At 45.6% G+C, this 17,381-nt stretch carries 14 protein-coding genes and 1 riboswitch; of the genes, 7 read left to right on the plus strand and 7 right to left on the minus strand.

What is annotated here, in order from left to right; translation table 11 throughout:
* The first annotated feature begins 104 nt into the window (after window positions 1-104).
* Window positions 105-908, plus strand: a complete 804-nt coding sequence (locus L9Q40_RS01455) for an alpha/beta fold hydrolase (protein WP_014231330.1) — start codon at window positions 105-107, stop codon at window positions 906-908.
* A 28-nt stretch (window positions 909-936) separates the two neighbouring features.
* Here the strand turns inward: L9Q40_RS01455 and L9Q40_RS01460 are convergent, their stop codons facing one another.
* From L9Q40_RS01460 to torD, 5 genes are all read right to left on the minus strand, one after another.
* Entirely contained in the window at window positions 937-1,251 is a 315-nt protein-coding gene (locus L9Q40_RS01460) for a putative signal transducing protein (RefSeq protein ID WP_118118078.1), read from the minus strand.
* Window positions 1,251-1,943 (minus strand): TVP38/TMEM64 family protein, encoded by a 693-nt coding sequence (locus L9Q40_RS01465; protein WP_498791743.1) that lies wholly within the window; start codon window positions 1,941-1,943, stop codon window positions 1,251-1,253. Before L9Q40_RS01465 ends, L9Q40_RS01460 begins: the two co-directional genes overlap by 1 nt.
* A gap of 184 nt (window positions 1,944-2,127) precedes the next feature.
* The gene (locus L9Q40_RS01470; RefSeq protein ID WP_020332876.1) at window positions 2,128-2,718 is read right to left on the minus strand and encodes a TfoX/Sxy family DNA transformation protein; all 591 of its coding nucleotides are present in this window, start codon (window positions 2,716-2,718) and stop codon (window positions 2,128-2,130) included.
* Between the two features lie 116 nt (window positions 2,719-2,834).
* Window positions 2,835-2,923, minus strand: a riboswitch (cyclic di-GMP riboswitch).
* Window positions 2,924-3,190: 267 nt separating this feature from the next.
* Window positions 3,191-4,195 (minus strand): HTH-type transcriptional repressor PurR, encoded by a 1,005-nt coding sequence (gene purR / locus L9Q40_RS01475; protein WP_263838357.1) that lies wholly within the window; start codon window positions 4,193-4,195, stop codon window positions 3,191-3,193.
* A gap of 433 nt (window positions 4,196-4,628) precedes the next feature.
* Window positions 4,629-5,276: a molecular chaperone TorD gene (gene torD / locus L9Q40_RS01480; RefSeq protein ID WP_014231335.1), complete on the minus strand. Its 648-nt coding sequence runs from the start codon at window positions 5,274-5,276 to the stop codon at window positions 4,629-4,631.
* Between the two features lie 265 nt (window positions 5,277-5,541).
* Here torD and torR point away from each other — a divergent pair, with 265 nt between their 5' ends.
* A complete protein-coding gene (gene torR, locus L9Q40_RS01485; RefSeq protein WP_020332877.1) occupies window positions 5,542-6,252 on the plus strand; it encodes a two-component system response regulator TorR in 711 nt (236 codons plus the stop codon).
* Window positions 6,253-6,337: 85 nt separating this feature from the next.
* Here torR and elyC read toward each other — a convergent pair whose 3' ends face one another.
* Entirely contained in the window at window positions 6,338-7,135 is a 798-nt protein-coding gene (elyC, locus tag L9Q40_RS01490; RefSeq protein ID WP_498791744.1) for an envelope biogenesis factor ElyC, read from the minus strand.
* 114 nt (window positions 7,136-7,249) lie between these two features.
* Here elyC and cmoM point away from each other — a divergent pair, with 114 nt between their 5' ends.
* Genes cmoM through mukB form a run of 4 tightly spaced genes read left to right on the plus strand, consistent with a single transcriptional unit; the run spans window position 7,250 to window position 14,553 of the window.
* Window positions 7,250-8,041, plus strand: a complete 792-nt coding sequence (cmoM, locus tag L9Q40_RS01495) for a tRNA uridine 5-oxyacetic acid(34) methyltransferase CmoM (protein WP_014231338.1) — start codon at window positions 7,250-7,252, stop codon at window positions 8,039-8,041.
* 2 nt (window positions 8,042-8,043) lie between these two features.
* Window positions 8,044-9,381, plus strand: coding sequence for a chromosome partition protein MukF (mukF, locus tag L9Q40_RS01500; RefSeq protein WP_498791745.1), 1,338 nt, complete (start codon window positions 8,044-8,046; stop codon window positions 9,379-9,381).
* The gene (gene mukE, locus L9Q40_RS01505) at window positions 9,362-10,087 is read left to right on the plus strand and encodes a chromosome partition protein MukE (RefSeq protein WP_243976460.1); all 726 of its coding nucleotides are present in this window, start codon (window positions 9,362-9,364) and stop codon (window positions 10,085-10,087) included. The genes mukF and mukE overlap by 20 nt, the downstream gene beginning before the upstream one ends.
* 2 nt (window positions 10,088-10,089) lie before the next feature.
* Window positions 10,090-14,553 (plus strand): chromosome partition protein MukB, encoded by a 4,464-nt coding sequence (gene mukB, locus L9Q40_RS01510; protein WP_498791772.1) that lies wholly within the window; start codon window positions 10,090-10,092, stop codon window positions 14,551-14,553.
* A 72-nt stretch (window positions 14,554-14,625) separates the two neighbouring features.
* Here the strand turns inward: mukB and L9Q40_RS01515 are convergent, their stop codons facing one another.
* Window positions 14,626-15,669: an AraC family transcriptional regulator gene (locus L9Q40_RS01515; protein WP_498791746.1), complete on the minus strand. Its 1,044-nt coding sequence runs from the start codon at window positions 15,667-15,669 to the stop codon at window positions 14,626-14,628.
* A gap of 165 nt (window positions 15,670-15,834) precedes the next feature.
* Between L9Q40_RS01515 and L9Q40_RS01520 the strand changes: the two genes are divergently transcribed.
* The gene (locus L9Q40_RS01520; RefSeq protein WP_498791747.1) at window positions 15,835-17,325 is read left to right on the plus strand and encodes a coniferyl aldehyde dehydrogenase; all 1,491 of its coding nucleotides are present in this window, start codon (window positions 15,835-15,837) and stop codon (window positions 17,323-17,325) included.
* Window positions 17,326-17,381 lie beyond the last annotated feature (56 nt).

The following is a 17,381-nucleotide window of genomic DNA, read 5'->3' on the forward strand; positions in this document are numbered from 1 at the left end:
TTGTAACAAATGGCACCTAATTCGGTGCCTTTGTTATCGTGAGCAATCCTAGTGTGATAGGATTGCTTCCTCTAAATTAATAACAATACTATTATTACTGGTATATGACTGAGCCACTACTTTTCCATAAAACCTACTTGCACCCCACCAGTAATGAGTGGGTTGTTTTCGTGCATGGTGCTGGTGGCAGTTCTTCGATTTGGTTTAAGCAAATTAAAGCCTATAAGCAGCACTTTAATTTAGTGCTCATTGATCTAAGAGGGCATGGGAAGTCAAATCAGTTACTAAAAGAACTCATTACCAGCCGCTATACCTTTACTGAAGTTACACAAGATATTTTGAAAGTGTTGGATCACTTAAAAATCCAATCCGCGCATTTTGTCGGCATGTCATTAGGGACGATCATTGTTCGAAACATTGCGGAATTGGCGTCTGAACGTGTGAATTCAATGGTGTTAGGTGGAGCGGTTACTCGTCTCAATACACGCTCACAAATTCTCGTCAAACTGGGCAACTTTGGCAAACATATCTTGCCTTACATGTGGCTGTATAAACTGTTCGCTTATATCGTGATGCCACAGCGCAATCAACGCGAATCTCGCCACCTGTTTATCAGGGAAGCCAAAAAGCTCTGCCAAAAAGAGTTTAAGCGCTGGTTTATCTTGGCGGCGGATGTGAATCCGTTAATGAAGTACTTTAAAGACAGAGAATTAGCGATTCCCACTCTCTACTTAATGGGTGACAGAGATTATATGTTCATCCAGCCGGTTAAAGAGATGGTTGCAGCACATAAACTGAGTGTGCTCCGTGAGATCCCCAACTGTGGCCATGTTTGTAATGTAGAACGTCCGGAAGACTTTAATCAGTACTCGATTGAGTTTATCAAACAGCAAACATTAGTTGCTTAACGTTTCTAGGTGACTGGCGCCATTACGCTTACTCAATGTGGTGGCCACAACGCCAGCACGCGCCAAATTGCCCTTCATTGATTTCCGAACATTGAGGGCATTTCCAATCTTGATAGGTGTTTGGCTGAGTCTGTTTTTGATAGGCTTCAATAATAGCCAAGGCTTTCATCTTTTGTTCTGGATTCAATAACCACACGTACGGGTCGGTATCATCCCCGAATGGTAGTTCCCCCTTCAATCCGAAAAGACCTTCACCGCGAACTTCACAAAGAATTTGCTCGGTTCTCAGCAACTCACAAACGATATGCGCTTCTGCCGGATTTCTCGCTATAAATATCTTCATCAAGGGTTTCCATTTGGCTGTACTTGAGTGGGTCTGAATCTATTCATCAGCCATTTAGCAATGATAGGAAAAAGCCCAAGCAACGCAAATGAAGCTAACACGCTCGGTGAGACGATATCCGAGAGGCTTTCAATCGTTGCCAGTTGAGTACCTGCATTGAGATAAACAGCGGTGCCTGGAAGCATTCCTATTTGGCTGGTCAAATAAAAGCGGCCAACAGACATCGGGGTTAATCCCATCAGTAGGTTGATTAGAAAGAAAGGGAACACAGGGATCAATCTTAATGAGAGTAGGTAGGATGAACCGTCTTTTTTGACGCCGTCGTTAATCGCGGTAAGCTTTGAACCAAATTTTCTTTGTACCCAATCTCGTAACAAGTAACGGCTACTCAGAAAAGCCAGCGTTGCACCGATGGTGCTGGCGAACGAGACTAAAAGTAAGCTAGTCCAAAAGCCGAATAGAGCCGCGGCTAACAGAGTAACGACCGCTGCACCGGGAATAGAAAACGCAGTGATAGCCACATAGGCCGCAAAATAAACCGTAACCGCCAAGATAAATCTCTGGTCAATATAGGCGTTAAGAGCCTCTTGCTGCGCTTTGGCGTTCTCTAAAGTGAGGTACTGGCTAAAGTTAACGGCTAATAAAATGATCGTTAACAGCAGTATTAACCCAAAAACCAGTTTTTTATTCATTGTCGTACTCCAGAAGGATAGCCTTGTTCTAAAAGGTTAACAGATGCCATTGATGAAATATGTTACTTGATATTATTTGATTGATATATGGAGTAATAGACAGGTTGAGCCTGGAAAAAATTTCAAAAAAAAACCGCAGTCAAAGCTGCGGTTTTTATACGTACGATAGGTTTATACCTACAGATTAAGAAAGCGCATTTTCCAGCTCTTCTCTGCGAGATTGAGGAACGACGCTCCAGTGCGTGCCGTTTATCGCTCCTTCTAAAGCCCAGAGTAGCTCAATACTTACTTTTGCGGAGTGAGAGTCACGTATCGCTTTGTAAGCATTCAATGCACCTTTCTCTTCAAGTTGTTCAACTGATTTTATACCAGCTTTCTTAAGCATTCGTTCAGTCGCTAGTCGTAAGTTAGGCAGGTCTTTCAACCTGTCGGGCTTACTACTTGCCTGTTGCTTTTTTTCCAAATTGGCTTGTTCTAACGACTTTTTCGCTACTTCTATCAAGCGTTCACTCGATTCCCACAAGTCGTCGGAAATCGCGTAGTACTTAGTAACGACTGGAAAACCACGCTTTTTATAAACGTACGGTTTTAGCCCTTGCTTCTCGAAGTTAGATGAAGTTTGCTGGTCTGCTCGTATGTGAAGTTGATCATTCACAACCAGTGCAAACATCGTTTCATCAGCGAAAAGTCCGAAGCCACCAAACATTGAGCGCGACTTGATCGTACCAAGTGCCTCAAATAGCTTCATAGAATCTTTGAGTATCGGTTTATCCATGATGTGTTATCTCGGTGTAATTATTATTACGCCACCAAAAGTCAGGTCCGAGAGATTAGCAAATACATGCAAGCCCAATGTCATTAAAGGGTAAACTCATCATATGCATATTTGCCATCGGTAACCCCGCTACCTTCCATTTATAAAATGGTTAAGGCCGGAAGCTTTGCGTCCCACCCTTTCGGATGGTTTGCCCTGTGCGTGACATGTTGAGAATACTTTTTATCTTGAATTAACATCACAATCTAGAGATCAAAGTGTGATATTGCTTCAGTAAAACGCTGTGTTTTTATGGTGTTTGTTTCATATTTAAGATTGAAGTTTGAGTGCGAGTGGCTAGGTTATGTGAGATGGATTGTGTTTATACAAAACAGTAACTTATAAAACGTTTACTGACTGTAGTGAACAAAGAGTGCGATAAAAGTTAATTTTCGGATAAAAAATAAGCGCTCCGAAGAGCGCTTGTTAGTAACTAGTTGAGTTTTTTAACAGTATTTCGAACGACCAACTCTGGCTGCATTTCAAAAATGCGTTTTTCGTGTTCTTTGTCTTTAATACGCTCAAGCAGAATCTCGAAGGCATTTTTACCAACACGACGTTTTGGCTGGTGTATCGTTGTTAGCGGCGGAGAGAAGTACTCTGCCAATTCGATATTGTCGTAACCAATAACAGAGACGTCGTCAGGAATCTTAATACCGTTCTGTTGTAGACGGCTCATCAAGCCCAACGCCATCGTGTCATTGAAACAGAATACCGCAGTAGGGCGTTTCTCCATCGCGGTAATTTTGTCTGCGACCAAAACTGCGGTATCACATTCAAAGTTACCTTCAAGAATCCAGTCTTCATTGACAGGAATGTTGGCTTCTGCCATCGCTCGACGGTAGCCCGCAATGCGCTCTTGGCAAGCGAGTTTTTCAAAGTGACCACTCAAGCAAGCAATATCAGTATGACCATTATCAATCAGGTACTTGGTCGCGATATAACCGCCTTCCTCTGAGTTATCCATGATTTTGTCTGCTTGCGAGCTTTCTGGGCCCCAGTCCATGACAACTTTCGGAATATCTGCATGACGGTCAAGCATTTGCTTCAGCTCTTCTGTCAGGTCAGAACACATCACTAGTATGCCATCTACACGCTTTTCAGCGAGCATGCGGATGTAATCTCTTTGCTTTTCATAGATACCACCAGTGTTACACAGGATAAGCGTGTAGCCTTGGCGGTAGCAGTAACTCTCTACACCATCGATGACTTCAGAGAAGAATAGGTTGGTAGATTGTGTCACCAACATGCCGATGGTGCGAGTTGAGTTACATTTCAAGCTACGAGCAACCGCACTTGGTGCATAGTTAAGCTCATCAACGGCTTTCATTACTTTTTCTTGTGTTGCTTCTGCAACAAAACGCGTCTTGTTGATAACGTGCGAAACTGTAGTTGTAGAAACGCCGGCTAATCTAGCAACGTCTTTTATAGTGGCCATACATGGTGTCCTGTTTCGAGCTACGAATATACCGCGGAGGATAAACCTTTTTGCTGTTCGTCTTTTGTAAACTTAGCGCAACAAAAACAATGGCGCTGAGTATGTTTAGCAGTGGTTACTCCGAAGTCGGTAGAGGGTATGTAGCGACAGTGGTTGATAAAGCTCATTTCTTCCATCGAATGAAGAATCGTTATCAACCTATTAAGAAAACACAAAAACCGCTTTATTTCAGCGGTTTACATTAAAATCATATTTAATCGTTTGCGTTCACATTTTAGCCCTATGCGGGCAAGCTGGCAATAATTTAAGCAATGGTTTTGTGCCTAATAAGTCACATTTTGATTGCTAAAAAGCGAGCGATTGGAACGATTTATATAGTTAACGAATAAAAGATAGGGAACCTAAAAGACAGGCTCCCTAAAATAGGCGGCAATTATTCACCAAGAAGGTAAGCGCTGTCCAGTTTACAAAATGCAATTAATAGTTGCGCGACGCTGGCGTAGAAGCCAAATTCATCCAGTTGCTGACACTTGTGAGCGAACTTCGGTAACCAAGACATGAGTTGGCTTTCGATGAATTCATTTTGTTTAACAAAGGCTTCTTCCATGTGTTTTTCTTGCTCAAACTCATTAGAGCGAATGATCATGTTACCCAGGAAGTCCAGTTCTACCGCTAAGTGGTCGGCTGGTTCTTTTAGACGGTCGTCCACTTGGACACCAAACTCAGCCATCAACTTTTCCATCTCTTCGGCGGGTTTGTCGTTGAGTAAACCAGATTCACCAATGTACATGGAAGCGTAGGGAAGCGCGCCGTACTTTTCTGTCTTCAAGAATAATTCACAAAAGTCAGCAGCAAGCTCTAGCTGAGCATCTTCGCGGTCTTGCAGGCGATTTAGTGCGTCAACGAGGCTATCAATGGAAGGTTTGAGAGATTCATTTTCACCTAAGCCCGCCAAAAAGCTGCGAATTTCAACACTGTGATAAGCCTCCAGCTCTTTGTCTGTCAGTTCTTTGGCGAATAAGCTAGAAAACCACCAATAAATTTCGGCGCGTTTTTCGTTAAAAGCTTTCACTTCTTGCATTTTAGGCTCCTGAATGATGCCTTCTTTCTGGCATCACAAAATCAAATTCAGATGTCCTTTAAGTGTAATCAATTAAAATGAACAGCAGTAACTATAACTATGATGTTTTATGGCGAAATATGTTCATTTATTAACAGGGTTCGCTAAGCTTGTCTTGAATCAACAAAATCACTAAATCTTGCTTTTTAGTCAGCCAATGACTAGAAATGTTAATAGTTATGAATAGAATACATCTCGAATAATAAAATGACAGAAAGTGGTGTAAATGAGCTATCACGTATTAGTCGTAGAAGATGATGTTGTAACGCGTAGTAAGCTAGCGGGTTATTTCCAAAATGAAGGTTATACAGTTAGTGAAGCAGAGAGCGGCACGCAAATGCGTGAAGTGCTGCAAGCTGGTGATGTTGATCTTGTCATGCTGGATATTAACTTGCCGGGTGAAGACGGCCTGATGCTTACGCGTGAATTACGCAGCCAATCGGATATTGGTATCATATTAGTTACAGGACGCACGGATAGCATCGACAAAATTGTTGGCCTGGAAATGGGGGCAGACGATTATGTCACCAAACCTTTTGAACTGCGCGAGTTATTAGTTCGTGTCAAAAATCTGCTGTGGCGTATTTCGATTGCTCGCGATGGATCAAGTAAGGCAAACGAAACCAACGAGCAACATATAGTTCGTTTTGGCGAGTGGACGTTTGATATCCAGCGTCGAGCGCTGAGTCGTAATGGTGAGCCAGTAAAACTAACCAAAGCCGAATACGAGCTTTTGGTGGCGTTATCGTCTTACCCGAATCAAGTACTAAGCCGCGAACGTATTTTGAATATGATCAGCCATCGTGTTGATGCACCGAATGACCGTACGATAGATGTCTTGATTCGTCGTATGCGTGCGAAGATGGAGTTTGACCCTAAAAACCCGCAAATTTTTGTTACGGTTCATGGTGAGGGCTACATGTTTGCTGGTGATTAATCACCACCACGAGACAAGATAAGAACAAAAAAGGAGAGCGCTTGCTCTCCTTTTTTGTCTGTGCAAATTGCATTGAGTAATGGCGTTAACTCATTGACTTCTGTGGCTCGACCATAGGTGTTTCGCCGACGACATCACGTAAGCGTTGCCAGATGCTGCCAAGGTACTCATGCCAGAAAAGCTCCGTTTGCTCTAAGTAACGTGCTTTTGGCGAGTATTTATCCCAAGCTTGATTAACATTTTCAATCGCCAAGTAGTTTGTCGGCGCCGGGATTGGTTTTATGCCTGCTGCATTAAATTCATACAGCGCCCGGCTCATATGGCTCGCCGAGGTAACTAAAACCATTTCCTTTTGCTGGACAAACGCCGCAGCCTGACGTGCCTCTTCCCACGTGTCTTTGGCGTCTTCCAATAAAATGATATCGGATTTCGCTACACCGAGCGCCAGAGCCACGTTTGCCATCATACGCGCATGGCTGATTTCAGAACCGCCGTCATAGCCGGAAAGAATCAATTTAGCGCCAGGATACATGCGCAAAATTCGGATTCCCTCGGTCAAACGCATGAGTGCGGCACGGCTTAGCTGAGAAGTGGGTGGAATTTCGTCATCGATAACATGACCATTGCCGAGTACCATCACGTAGTCGATGGTCCCTGAAACGGGTAGAAACGCTTTGTGTTCACGTTCAAGTGGCATAAGAAGCTTGCTTGAAACAGGCTGGAAGGCAACAAGGAAAATGCCGACAAATGAGAATAAAACAACGAAGCAGCCGGTTTTACGCTTAGTGGTAAAACTAATGAGAGCCAGGCCCAATAATCCTATCAGCAGCAATGCTGGTAGGGGCATGAGCAAAGCTGACACTACTTTTTTCAGCTCAAACATACATAAATAGTCCGAAAAAACATCAATTGAAAATAAAAATGAGGGTATTCCTCTTTATTCCTGCTTTCCTTGTGCCAGAATAGCGACACAATCCGATATGATAACTCAGCAGAAGTGACAGAAGACCGCAATTTCGACGATATCGCCCACAAATTTGCAAAAAATATTTACGGCTCCGATAAAGGGGAGATCCGCCAAATCATTGTGTGGGAAGATTTTCTACAGATTCTAAGTGAATTAGAGGCAGACCAGCAACCCCTAGAAGTTTTAGATGCAGGTGGTGGTTTAGCACAAATGTCTCAAAAGCTTGCTAAGCTCGGACATCGTGTCGCTTTATGTGATCTATCTTCGGAAATGCTGCAACTAGCCAAACAGGATATTGAAAATAATGGTTTGCTTGAGCAGTATCGCCTGATTCATTCACCTGTCCAGTCCATTGGCGAGCACATGGACAGCCAGGTGGATCTTGTCATGTTTCATGCTGTGATGGAGTGGCTGGTCGATCCTAAGACGGCGCTCGAAACGGTACTGGAACAAGTCAAACCGGGGGGCATTGCATCGATAATGTTCTATAACCACCATGGTTTAGTCTACAAAAATGTGGTTTGTGGCAACATTCCTCATATTTTGGACGGTATGCCCCATCGAAAAAGATTTAAACTACAGCCGCAAAAAGGCCTGAAACCAGAAGAAGTTTACCAATGGATAGAAGACTCCGGGTTCAGTATTTGTGGTAAATCTGGTATTCGCTCATTCAGTGATTACATAGGAAATATGCAATACATGGGTGATTACGAGTTTGAAGATGTGTTGGCGCTAGAAAAACAACTTTGTCGACAAGAGCCATACCTCTCATTAGGTCGCTACATTCACGTGTGGGCCAAAAAGAAAGAAAAACAGGAATAACAATGAGTGAGATGACTCTCGATGCTGCAGAACAACCTATTGATGAATTGGTTGGCTGGGTTAAGCAGCAAGATTTCTCGTTGAACCTGACCACAGAGCGCTTGGCATTCTTGATTGCCATCGCAGTACTAAGTAATGAAAGGTTTGACGATGAATTGGGTGAAGGTGAACTGCACGATGCGTTCGCTATCGTTACTCGATTATTTGATGAAACGGGGGAAGCCTCTGCTTTCAGAGCGAACAACGCCATCAATGAGATGGTTAAGCAGCGTTTGATCAGTCGCTTTGTCAGCGAGGTGACGGATGGGGCGAGTATTTACCGTTTGTCGCCACTGGCGATAGGCATCACGGACTATTACGTCCGTCACCGTGAGTTTTCAAAACTTCGCCTTTCTATTCAGCTGTCTATGGTTGCGGATGAAATGGCGAAAGCAATTGAAGCAGCCCAAAAAGGTGGCACACCGGGTCACTGGAAGAAAAACGTGTATGGAGTACTTAAATATTCCGTAGGCGAGATCTTCGATCAAATCGATCTTAACCAGCGTGTTATGGACGAGCAGCAACAATCTGTAAAACAGCAGATTGCTGACCTGCTGAATAAAGATTGGCGCGAAGCGATTAATAACTGTGAAGCGTTATTGTCAGAAACGTCGAGCACGCTGCGTGAACTTCAAGATACCTTGCAGGCAGCAAGTGATGAGCTGCAAACTCAGATCCTCGATATTCAGGAGCTTGTTTATGGCGATCCTGAGCTTGAGTTTATTGAAGAAGCCCTGTTTGGTCTGCAAATGAAGCTGGACCGAATCACCAGTTGGGGCCAGCAAGCGATTGATCTTTGGATCGGGTACGACCGACACGTACATAAATTTATCCGTACCGCCATCGATATGGATAAGAACCGTGCGTTCAGTTCTCGATTGCGTCAATCGATAAAAGATTACTTTGATATGCCTTGGTATCTGACTTATGCAGATGCTGAGCGATTATCCGACCTTCGTGACGAAGCTCTGGTACTGCGTGATGACGAGGTAACAGGCCAAGTTCCGATGGAAGTGGAATACGAAGAATTTCAACAAGTCAATGATGAGTTATCAGAGCGTATTGGTGAAATGCTAAAAGCCCATAAAGATCAGGGCACACCAATCGACTTGAGCGTGGTACTGCGAGATTACCTTGCACAACACCCATTTACTCATCACTTTGATTTAGCCCGAATTATTGTTGATCAGGCCGTTCGTCTGGGCTATTCAGAATCGGATTATCAAGCCATTCAGCCAGACTGGAAATCAATCAACGAATTTGGGGCAAAGGTACAAGCGAATGTCATCGACCGATACTAATGAATACATGTCAGATAAACTGGCAAAAGCAATTTCTAACCCTCTGTTCCCAGCATTAGACAGCATGCTACGAGCAGGGCGTCATATCTCAAGCGAAGATTTGGACAACCACGCATTGTTGTCAGATTTTGAACTTGAGTTGTCTTCTTTCTACCAGCGTTACAACACTGAGTTGGTGAAAGCACCGGAAGGTTTCTTCTACCTTCGTCCACGCTCTACGTCTTTGATTGGCCGTAGCGTTTTGTCTGAACTGGATATGCTGGTGGGTAAGGTGTTGTGTTTCCTTTACCTGAGCCCGGAGCGTCTGGCTCATGAAGGCATCTTTACCAATCAGGAGCTCTATGACGAGATGCTGGCACTGGCGGATGAAAACAAGCTGATGAAGCTGGTGACCAACCGCGCGACGGGTTCAGACCTCGATAAAGAGAAGCTGTTTGAAAAAGTGCGCACTTCACTGCGTCGTCTGCGTCGTCTAGGTATGATCATCAATATCGGCGAAACCGGTAAATTCAGTATCAGTGAATCGGTATTCCGTTTTGGTGCAGACGTTCGTGTTGGTGACGATATGCGTGAAGCTCAACTGCGTCTGATCCGTGACGGTGAAGCCGTGGTGCATACCAAAGAACCAAGCCAAGGCAGTCTGTTGTCTGAAGACGATCAAGAAGAACAAGCCCAAGAAGAAATGACAGAAGAGGGTGAAGCATGAGCATGATTGAACGCGGTAAATATCAATCGCTGACCATGGTCAACTGGAACGGTTTCTTTGCCCGTACTTTTGATATCGATGGTCTGGTTACGACGCTTTCTGGTGGTAACGGTGCAGGTAAATCAACCACGATGGCGGCGTTTATCACCGCTTTGATTCCTGACCAAACGCTACTTCATTTCCGTAACACCACAGAAGCGGGCAGTAGCCAATCGTCTCGCGATAAAGGTTTGTACGGTAAGTTGCAACCAGGCGCGTGTTATGCGGCGCTGGATGTGGTTAACTCCCGTAACCAACGTTTACTATTTGCAGTAAAGCTGCAGCAAGTCGCGGGTCGTGATAAGAAAGTAGACATCAAACCGTTTGTTATTCAAGGCCTTCCTAGCCATGTGAAACCGACGGATGTTCTTGTTGAGAGCGTTTCTGCGACTCAAGCTCGTGTGCGTCAGATTAACGAAGTTAAAGACGTAATCTCAGAGTTTGAAGGCGTTCAATTTAAAGCCTTCTCATCTATCGTCGATTACCATGCGCAAATGTTTGAGTTCGGTGTGATTCCGAAGAAGCTGCGCAATTCAGGTGACCGTTCAAAATTCTACCGTCTGATTGAAGCATCACTTTACGGTGGTATTTCGAGTGCGATTACTCGCTCGCTGCGTGACTACCTTCTGCCACAAAACGGTGGCGTGAAGAAAGCATTCCAAGATATGGAATCCGCGCTGCGCGAAAACCGCATGACGTTAGAAGCGATCAAAACCACGCAGGCTGACCGTGACTTATTCAAACATTTGATCACCGAGTCTACCAACTACGTGGCCGCAGACTACATGCGTCACGCCAACGATCGTCGCAACAAGCTAGAACAAACGTTGTCTCTGCGTTCTGAGCTATTTGGCTCTCGCGAGACCTTGATTGAGCAAAATAATTTGCTTAACCGCGTGCAAGAAGAGCTTGAGCTGCTGATTGACTCAGAATCTGCGTTAGAGCAGGACTACCAAGCCGCGTCGGATCACTTGCAACTAGTTCAAAATGCACTGCGTCAGCAAGAGAAGATCGAACGTTACCAGGAAGATCTGGAAGAGCTCAGCGAACGTCTGGAAGAACAGATGATGGTCGTTGAAGAAGCTCAAGAACGCGTGATGAACGCTGAAGAGCAAGCGACCGTTTCTGAAGAAGAAGTCGATAGCCTTAAAACGCAACTTGCTGATTACCAGCAAGCGCTGGACGTTCAGCAAACACGTGCTCTTCAATACCAGCAAGCGGTTCAGGCACTGGATAAAGCGAAGCAGCTACTGGGTGATGACAGCCTAACGGCTGAGTCAGCGCAAGCGTTAGTGGCTGAACTTAAGAACAAAGAAACAGAAAGCACTAATGCGGTACTGTCTGTTAAGCACAAGCTGGACATGTCATCGGCAGCTGCGGAGCAGTTCGAAACGGCGCTGAAGCTAGTTCAGAGCATCGTTGGCCAAGTTGAGCGTAAAGATGCGTCTGAACAGGCGAAAAAAGTCATCGCTAAAGCGCGTGACTCACAGCAAATCGCTCAGAATGAGCAACAGTGGCGAGCACAACATCGCGATCTTGAGCGTAGCTTAAATCAGCAGCGTCAGGCAAACGAGTTGGTGTCCGATTACAAGAAGCAATTCCATGTTGAACTGACTGACGAAATCACCTTCGAGCAGGAGCGTGAGCGTCACGCAATGCAAATTGAATCGCTGGAATTGACGCAAGAAGACGTGCGTGAACAACGCAGTGAACAGCGTCGACTAGAACAGGATTCTGCAGCTGAAATCAAAAAGCTTGAAGCCATTGCACCAACGTGGATTGCAGCCAATGATGCGTTGGAAAAGCTACGTGAGCAAAGCGGTGTCGAGCTAGAAGATCGTCATGCAGTAATGAGCCATATGCAGGTGGTTCTTGAGCAAGAGAAAGAACAGTCTCTGGCAAAAGACAAACTGGCTGAACGTCGTTCTCAACTAGAAAATGAAATCGAGCGTCTTGCATCACCGGGTGGTTCTAATGATCCCCGCCTTAAAGGTCTGGCTGACACGTTGGGTGGTGTATTACTTTCGGAAATCTATGACGATATCACCATCGATGACGCGCCTTACTTCAGTGCGATGTATGGCCCAGCGCGCCACGCCATTGTCGTTTCAGATTTGTCCGGCATCGAAGAGAAATTGGTTGAGCTGGACGACTGTCCGGAAGATTTGTACATCATTGAAGGCGACATTGATGCCTTTGATGACAGCTCATTCGACGCAGAAGAGCTAGAAGGCGCAGTATGCGTTCGTATGAACGATCGTCAAATGCGTTACTCTCGCTTCCCTGAAATCCCACTGTTCGGCCGTGCGGCACGCGAGCAACGTTTAGAGCTGCTGCGTAACGAACGTGAAGAAGTGGTTGAGAAGCATGCCAAGGCAGCATTCGACTCGCAGAAAATGCAGCGTATGTACCAAGCGTTTAACCAGTTTGTGGCTCATCACATTCAGGTCGCATTTGAAGCTGATCCTGAACAAGCATTGGCAAAGGTACGTGAAAAGCGTAACCAAATCGCACGTGTACTGGCTGATTTGGAAGCAAAAGAACAACAGCAGCGTTCTCAGCTTCAAACCAGCAAGCAAGCTCTGTCTTCACTGGACAAACTTGCACCAAACATGGCACTGATTGAAGACGACACACTTCAAGCCCGTTTTGATGAGCTGGAAGAGAAAATCTCGCAACTGTCAGAAGCAAAATCGTTCCTGAATCAACACGCGAAAGCCGTGACTGAGCTTGAGAAAATCGTTTCAGCACTGGATGCAGACCCAGAGCAGTTTGATGCGCTTGAAGCCGAATACAAGGCGGCTGACGAGCAGCTTCAGGAATTGAAGAAACAAATTTTTGCGTTGTCCGATTTAGTTGAACGTCGTCACTACTTTGCGTACTCAGACTCGGTTGATCTGCTGAACAAGAGCAGCGAGTTGAGCGAGCAGTTAAAAGCGAAGCTAGTTCAGGCTGAGCAAATGCGTACTCGTTCTCGTGAAGCGCTGAAACAAGCGCAAGGTCAGATGAACCAGTACAACCAAGTATTGGCTTCGCTGAAAAGCTCACACCAGGCGAAACTGGAAACCGTTCAGGAATTCAAACAGGAGCTGCAAGAGTTCGGTGTTAATGCGGATGAAGGCGCAGAAGAGCGTGCAATGCGTCGTCGTGACGAGCTGCACGAGCGTTTACACTCATCACGCAGCCGTAAGAGTGAATACGAGCGCACCATCACTTCGACTGAGCTAGAGATGAAAGGTCTGGCGAAGCGTCTGAAGAAAGTTCAGAAAGAGTACGCTGAGCTTCGCACTTTTGTCGTAGCCGCAAAAGCAGGCTGGTGTTCGGTACTTCGTTTAGCGCGTGAAAACGATGTTGAGCGTCGTCTTCACAAACGCGAACTGGCGTACATGTCTGCTGACGAACTTCGTTCGATGTCGGATAAATCGTTGGGTGCGCTGCGTCTGGCGGTTGCGAACAATGACGACCTGCGTGATTCACTGCGTCTTTCGGAAGATAACTCACGTCCTGAGCGTAAAGTTCTGTTCTACATTGCTGTTTACCAGCATCTTCGCGAGCGTATTCGTCAGGACATCATCCGTACCGATGATCCGGTAGAAGCAATCGAAGAGATGGAAGTGGAGCTGGCGCGTCTGACAGAAGAGCTGACTCAACGTGAAAACCGTCTGGCAATCAGTTCTGAATCTGCAGCAAGCATCATTAAGAAGACGATTCAGCGTGAGCAAAACCGTATTCGTATGCTGAACCAAGGCTTGTCGAACATCTCGTTTGGTCAGGTGAAAGGGGTTCGTTTGAACGTGAAGATCCGCGAAAGCCACGAAGTGCTATTGCATGGTCTTTCTTCTCAGCAGGAGCAACATAAAGACCTGTTTGAGTCTTCACGCTTTACTTTCTCAGAGGCGATGGCGAAGCTGTTCCAACGTGTAAACCCACATATCGACATGGGGCAACGTTCTCCGCAGGTTCTTGGTGAAGAGTTACTTGATTACCGTAACTACCTGGAACTAAGCGTGGAAGTGAACCGTGGTTCAGAGGGTTGGCTACAGGCTGAGTCTGGCGCGCTATCTACTGGTGAGGCGATCGGTACTGGTCAGTCAATCCTGCTGATGGTGGTGCAAAGTTGGGAAGAAGAATCACGACGTCTGCGTAGTAAAGACATCATTCCTTGTCGTCTGTTGTTCCTTGATGAGGCTGCGCGTCTGGATGCGAGATCTATCTCGACACTATTCGAACTGTGTGACCGTCTGGATATGCAGCTTCTGATTGCTGCGCCAGAAAACATCAGCCCGGAGAAAGGCACAACCTACAAACTGGTGCGTAAGGTGTTTAAAGATCACGAGCATGTACACGTTGTGGGTCTGCGCGGCTTCGGTAAGACAGATAAGCCGAAGAGCGAAGCTCAGGAAATGGCAGAAGAATTTGAATCTTAATCTTCCGTTTTGAAGTTAAATGCCCGCTAACGATAGCGGGCATTTTTTATAGTTAAGTCAGCAGCGCTTTAATTAAACCTGCGTGTTTTCTATAGAAGCGGTTTGCCGATATTGCCTTGGCGAACAGCCACTCCATTTGCGAAAGGCATGGCGGAAGTTTGCACTGTCCGAAAAACCGACACGTTCGGAGATATCTTCAATACTGATTTGGGTAGATGCAAGGTAATGTCGTGCGAGATGAAAGCGGACTTGATCGAGAATTTGCTGATAGCTGGTATTTTCCTGCTTAAGATGACGACTTAATGTTCTTGACGACATTCCCAGCTCGGCTGACAGCGTTTCCACAGAAGGGTAGTTACCCGGACGCTCAATAAATATCTGGGTTATTTTGTCTTTTAAGCCGTTACTGCCACTGACTTTTGCCAGCATCTCATCGCAAGATTTAAGACACATTTGTAATGTGATGGGGTTCGCGGCAGGCAGTGGTTGGTAAATGCTCTGCGCATCAAATTGCCATTCTAACCGATCGCTATCGAACTCGATGTCACAATGAAATACTTGTTTATATAACGCGCTGTACTCAGGCTCGGGATAAGGAAAGCGAATGACTTTGGACGGGAATGGGTGCTGCATGACTTCTTCGCATAGATTCTGGATGGTGGAAAACCAGTATTCGCAGCAAAATGGCAACATGGACTGAAGGTCAATTAATTGTTCTGCACGGAAATAACCTAAGTTGTCTTCAACCCACATCTTCTTTTTCAGAACTGGCCCCGCGAGACGCAGATACTTAAACCCCATCACTAAAGCATCAAATAGTGTGTTACTACTCAACACTGCATAGCCGAGTACCCCAAAATCACTGAACTTGGCTTGTTGACCCATACTAAGCCCTAAACTTGGTTCTTTTGAGTGGCTAAGGGCGTTACTGAAGATCATTAGCTTTTGCGTCAGGGTGATATGAGTATCTGGTGCGTAAAGCTGAGAAGCACTGATACCGCTGCCTTCAAGTAGCGTTTCGACACTGACACAGGGCTCTAAGTAACGCCTAAGTAGCTGTAAATCTAAAATGCCGAAAGCTTGTGTATCTGGCTCATAAACCGCGGTGTATTCCATCGTTTCTCCCTCTACGTTCGATATAATCCTAACTGGTCTGACCGAGGCTTTCTGTCAGGTTGTTCTCAAAGTTGTCCGAATATCACCGGTTTTTGTCATTTTGTAACCTGTGATTAATGTTATCAAAATGTTGTAATGCAATAAATCGCATGGTGGGAGAGAAATATGAATATGCTGGCAAAGCAAGATGAGACGGTTAATAACAACCAAAGCATGAACGTGCCTGAAAACCTCAATTCTAGCGAACTGGCTACCTGGTTCGCTGAACTTAAAACCGCCTATCAAGCGGAGCCGCTAGCAACGTTAGCTGTTAGGAAGGAGCGGCTAGTGGATTTAAAAAGGCAACTTTCTCGCTATCAGAATGTTTTAGCGGAAGCAATGAATGAAGACTTTGGCGGACGCAGTCACACAGAATCAATCATGGCTGATGTTCTTGCTCCGATTCTTGATATCAACCATGTGCTCCGTCACCTGAAAAGCTGGATGAAGCCAAGCAGACGACCAACAGAATGGTTGTTTAAAGGCAATAAGCTTGAAGTCCGTTATCAGCCCAAAGGCGTGGTAGGTATTATCTGTCCGTGGAATTTCCCTATTTACCTGTCGATTGGACCAATGATTACCGCATTGGCTGCTGGTAACCGCTGCATGATCAAAATGCCACCAAATTGCCCTGCGACGACAAAACAGTTACGCCGCATGTTAGCGGAGATTTACCCGGATAACTTGGTGCGCATTGTCGACGGCACGCACCCTGAAGCAATGGAAATATCCCACCTTCCGTTTGATCATTTGGTCTTCACCGGATCGCCAAAAAGTGGCAGAACCATCATGGCAAATGCTGCTGCCAATTTAACTCCGGTAACGCTTGAACTAGGTGGTAAATCGCCTGCGATAGTATTTGAAGATTACGATGTTAAAAAAGCGGCCGCACGCCTTGCACACGGCAAGGGGATGAACTCGGGACAAATTTGCATCGCCCCGGATTACGCTTTTGTACTGGAGGGTAAACAGCGAGAGTTTGTCGAAGCACTAAAAGCTGCTCACCAATCCATGTATGGCGAGATTAAAGCGAATCAGGACTATACCGCGCTCGTGGATGATGCCCAGCATAAGCGATTCCATGACTTACTGAATGATGCAAAAGAAAGGGGCGCTGAGATTACGCAATGTCTGGACGGTGGAGAAGGACGTAAAACGCCGCTCTATATCGCGACCAACCTGACACCAGATATGCGTATTTGTCAGGAAGAGATCTTTGGCCCGTTGCTTCCTGTTCATACCTATCAATCCATGGATGACGTAATTCAATATATTACTGACAAACCACGTCCCCTCGCTTGCTACCTGTTTACTAACGATGAGACGCAGCGTGAAACTGTGCTGACACAGACTCATAGTGGTGGCGTCACCTTGAATGACTGGGGCTGGCATGTTCTCAATCACTCGGTGCCGTTTGGCGGGGTAGGTAATTCAGGGATTGGTAATTACCACGGTGAAGAAGGGTTCAGAGAATTGAGCCATGCTCGTTCTGTTTTGCAAATGCGAGACTGGTTTCCAGTTCAGCTCTTTTCACCTCCATACGGAAGTTGGATACAAAAGCTGATACTGCGTGTTTTTGTCGGCAAGCCGGATCCGCGATTAAAGAATAAAAAATAGCTGACACCGCGCCTCACTTAGTACGTTTGTAATGACCAAATCGATTCAAGGATGAA

This window comes from Allocatenococcus thiocycli, assembly GCF_921292965.1.
Classification (GTDB): Bacteria; Pseudomonadota; Gammaproteobacteria; order Enterobacterales; family Vibrionaceae; genus Vibrio; species Vibrio natriegens.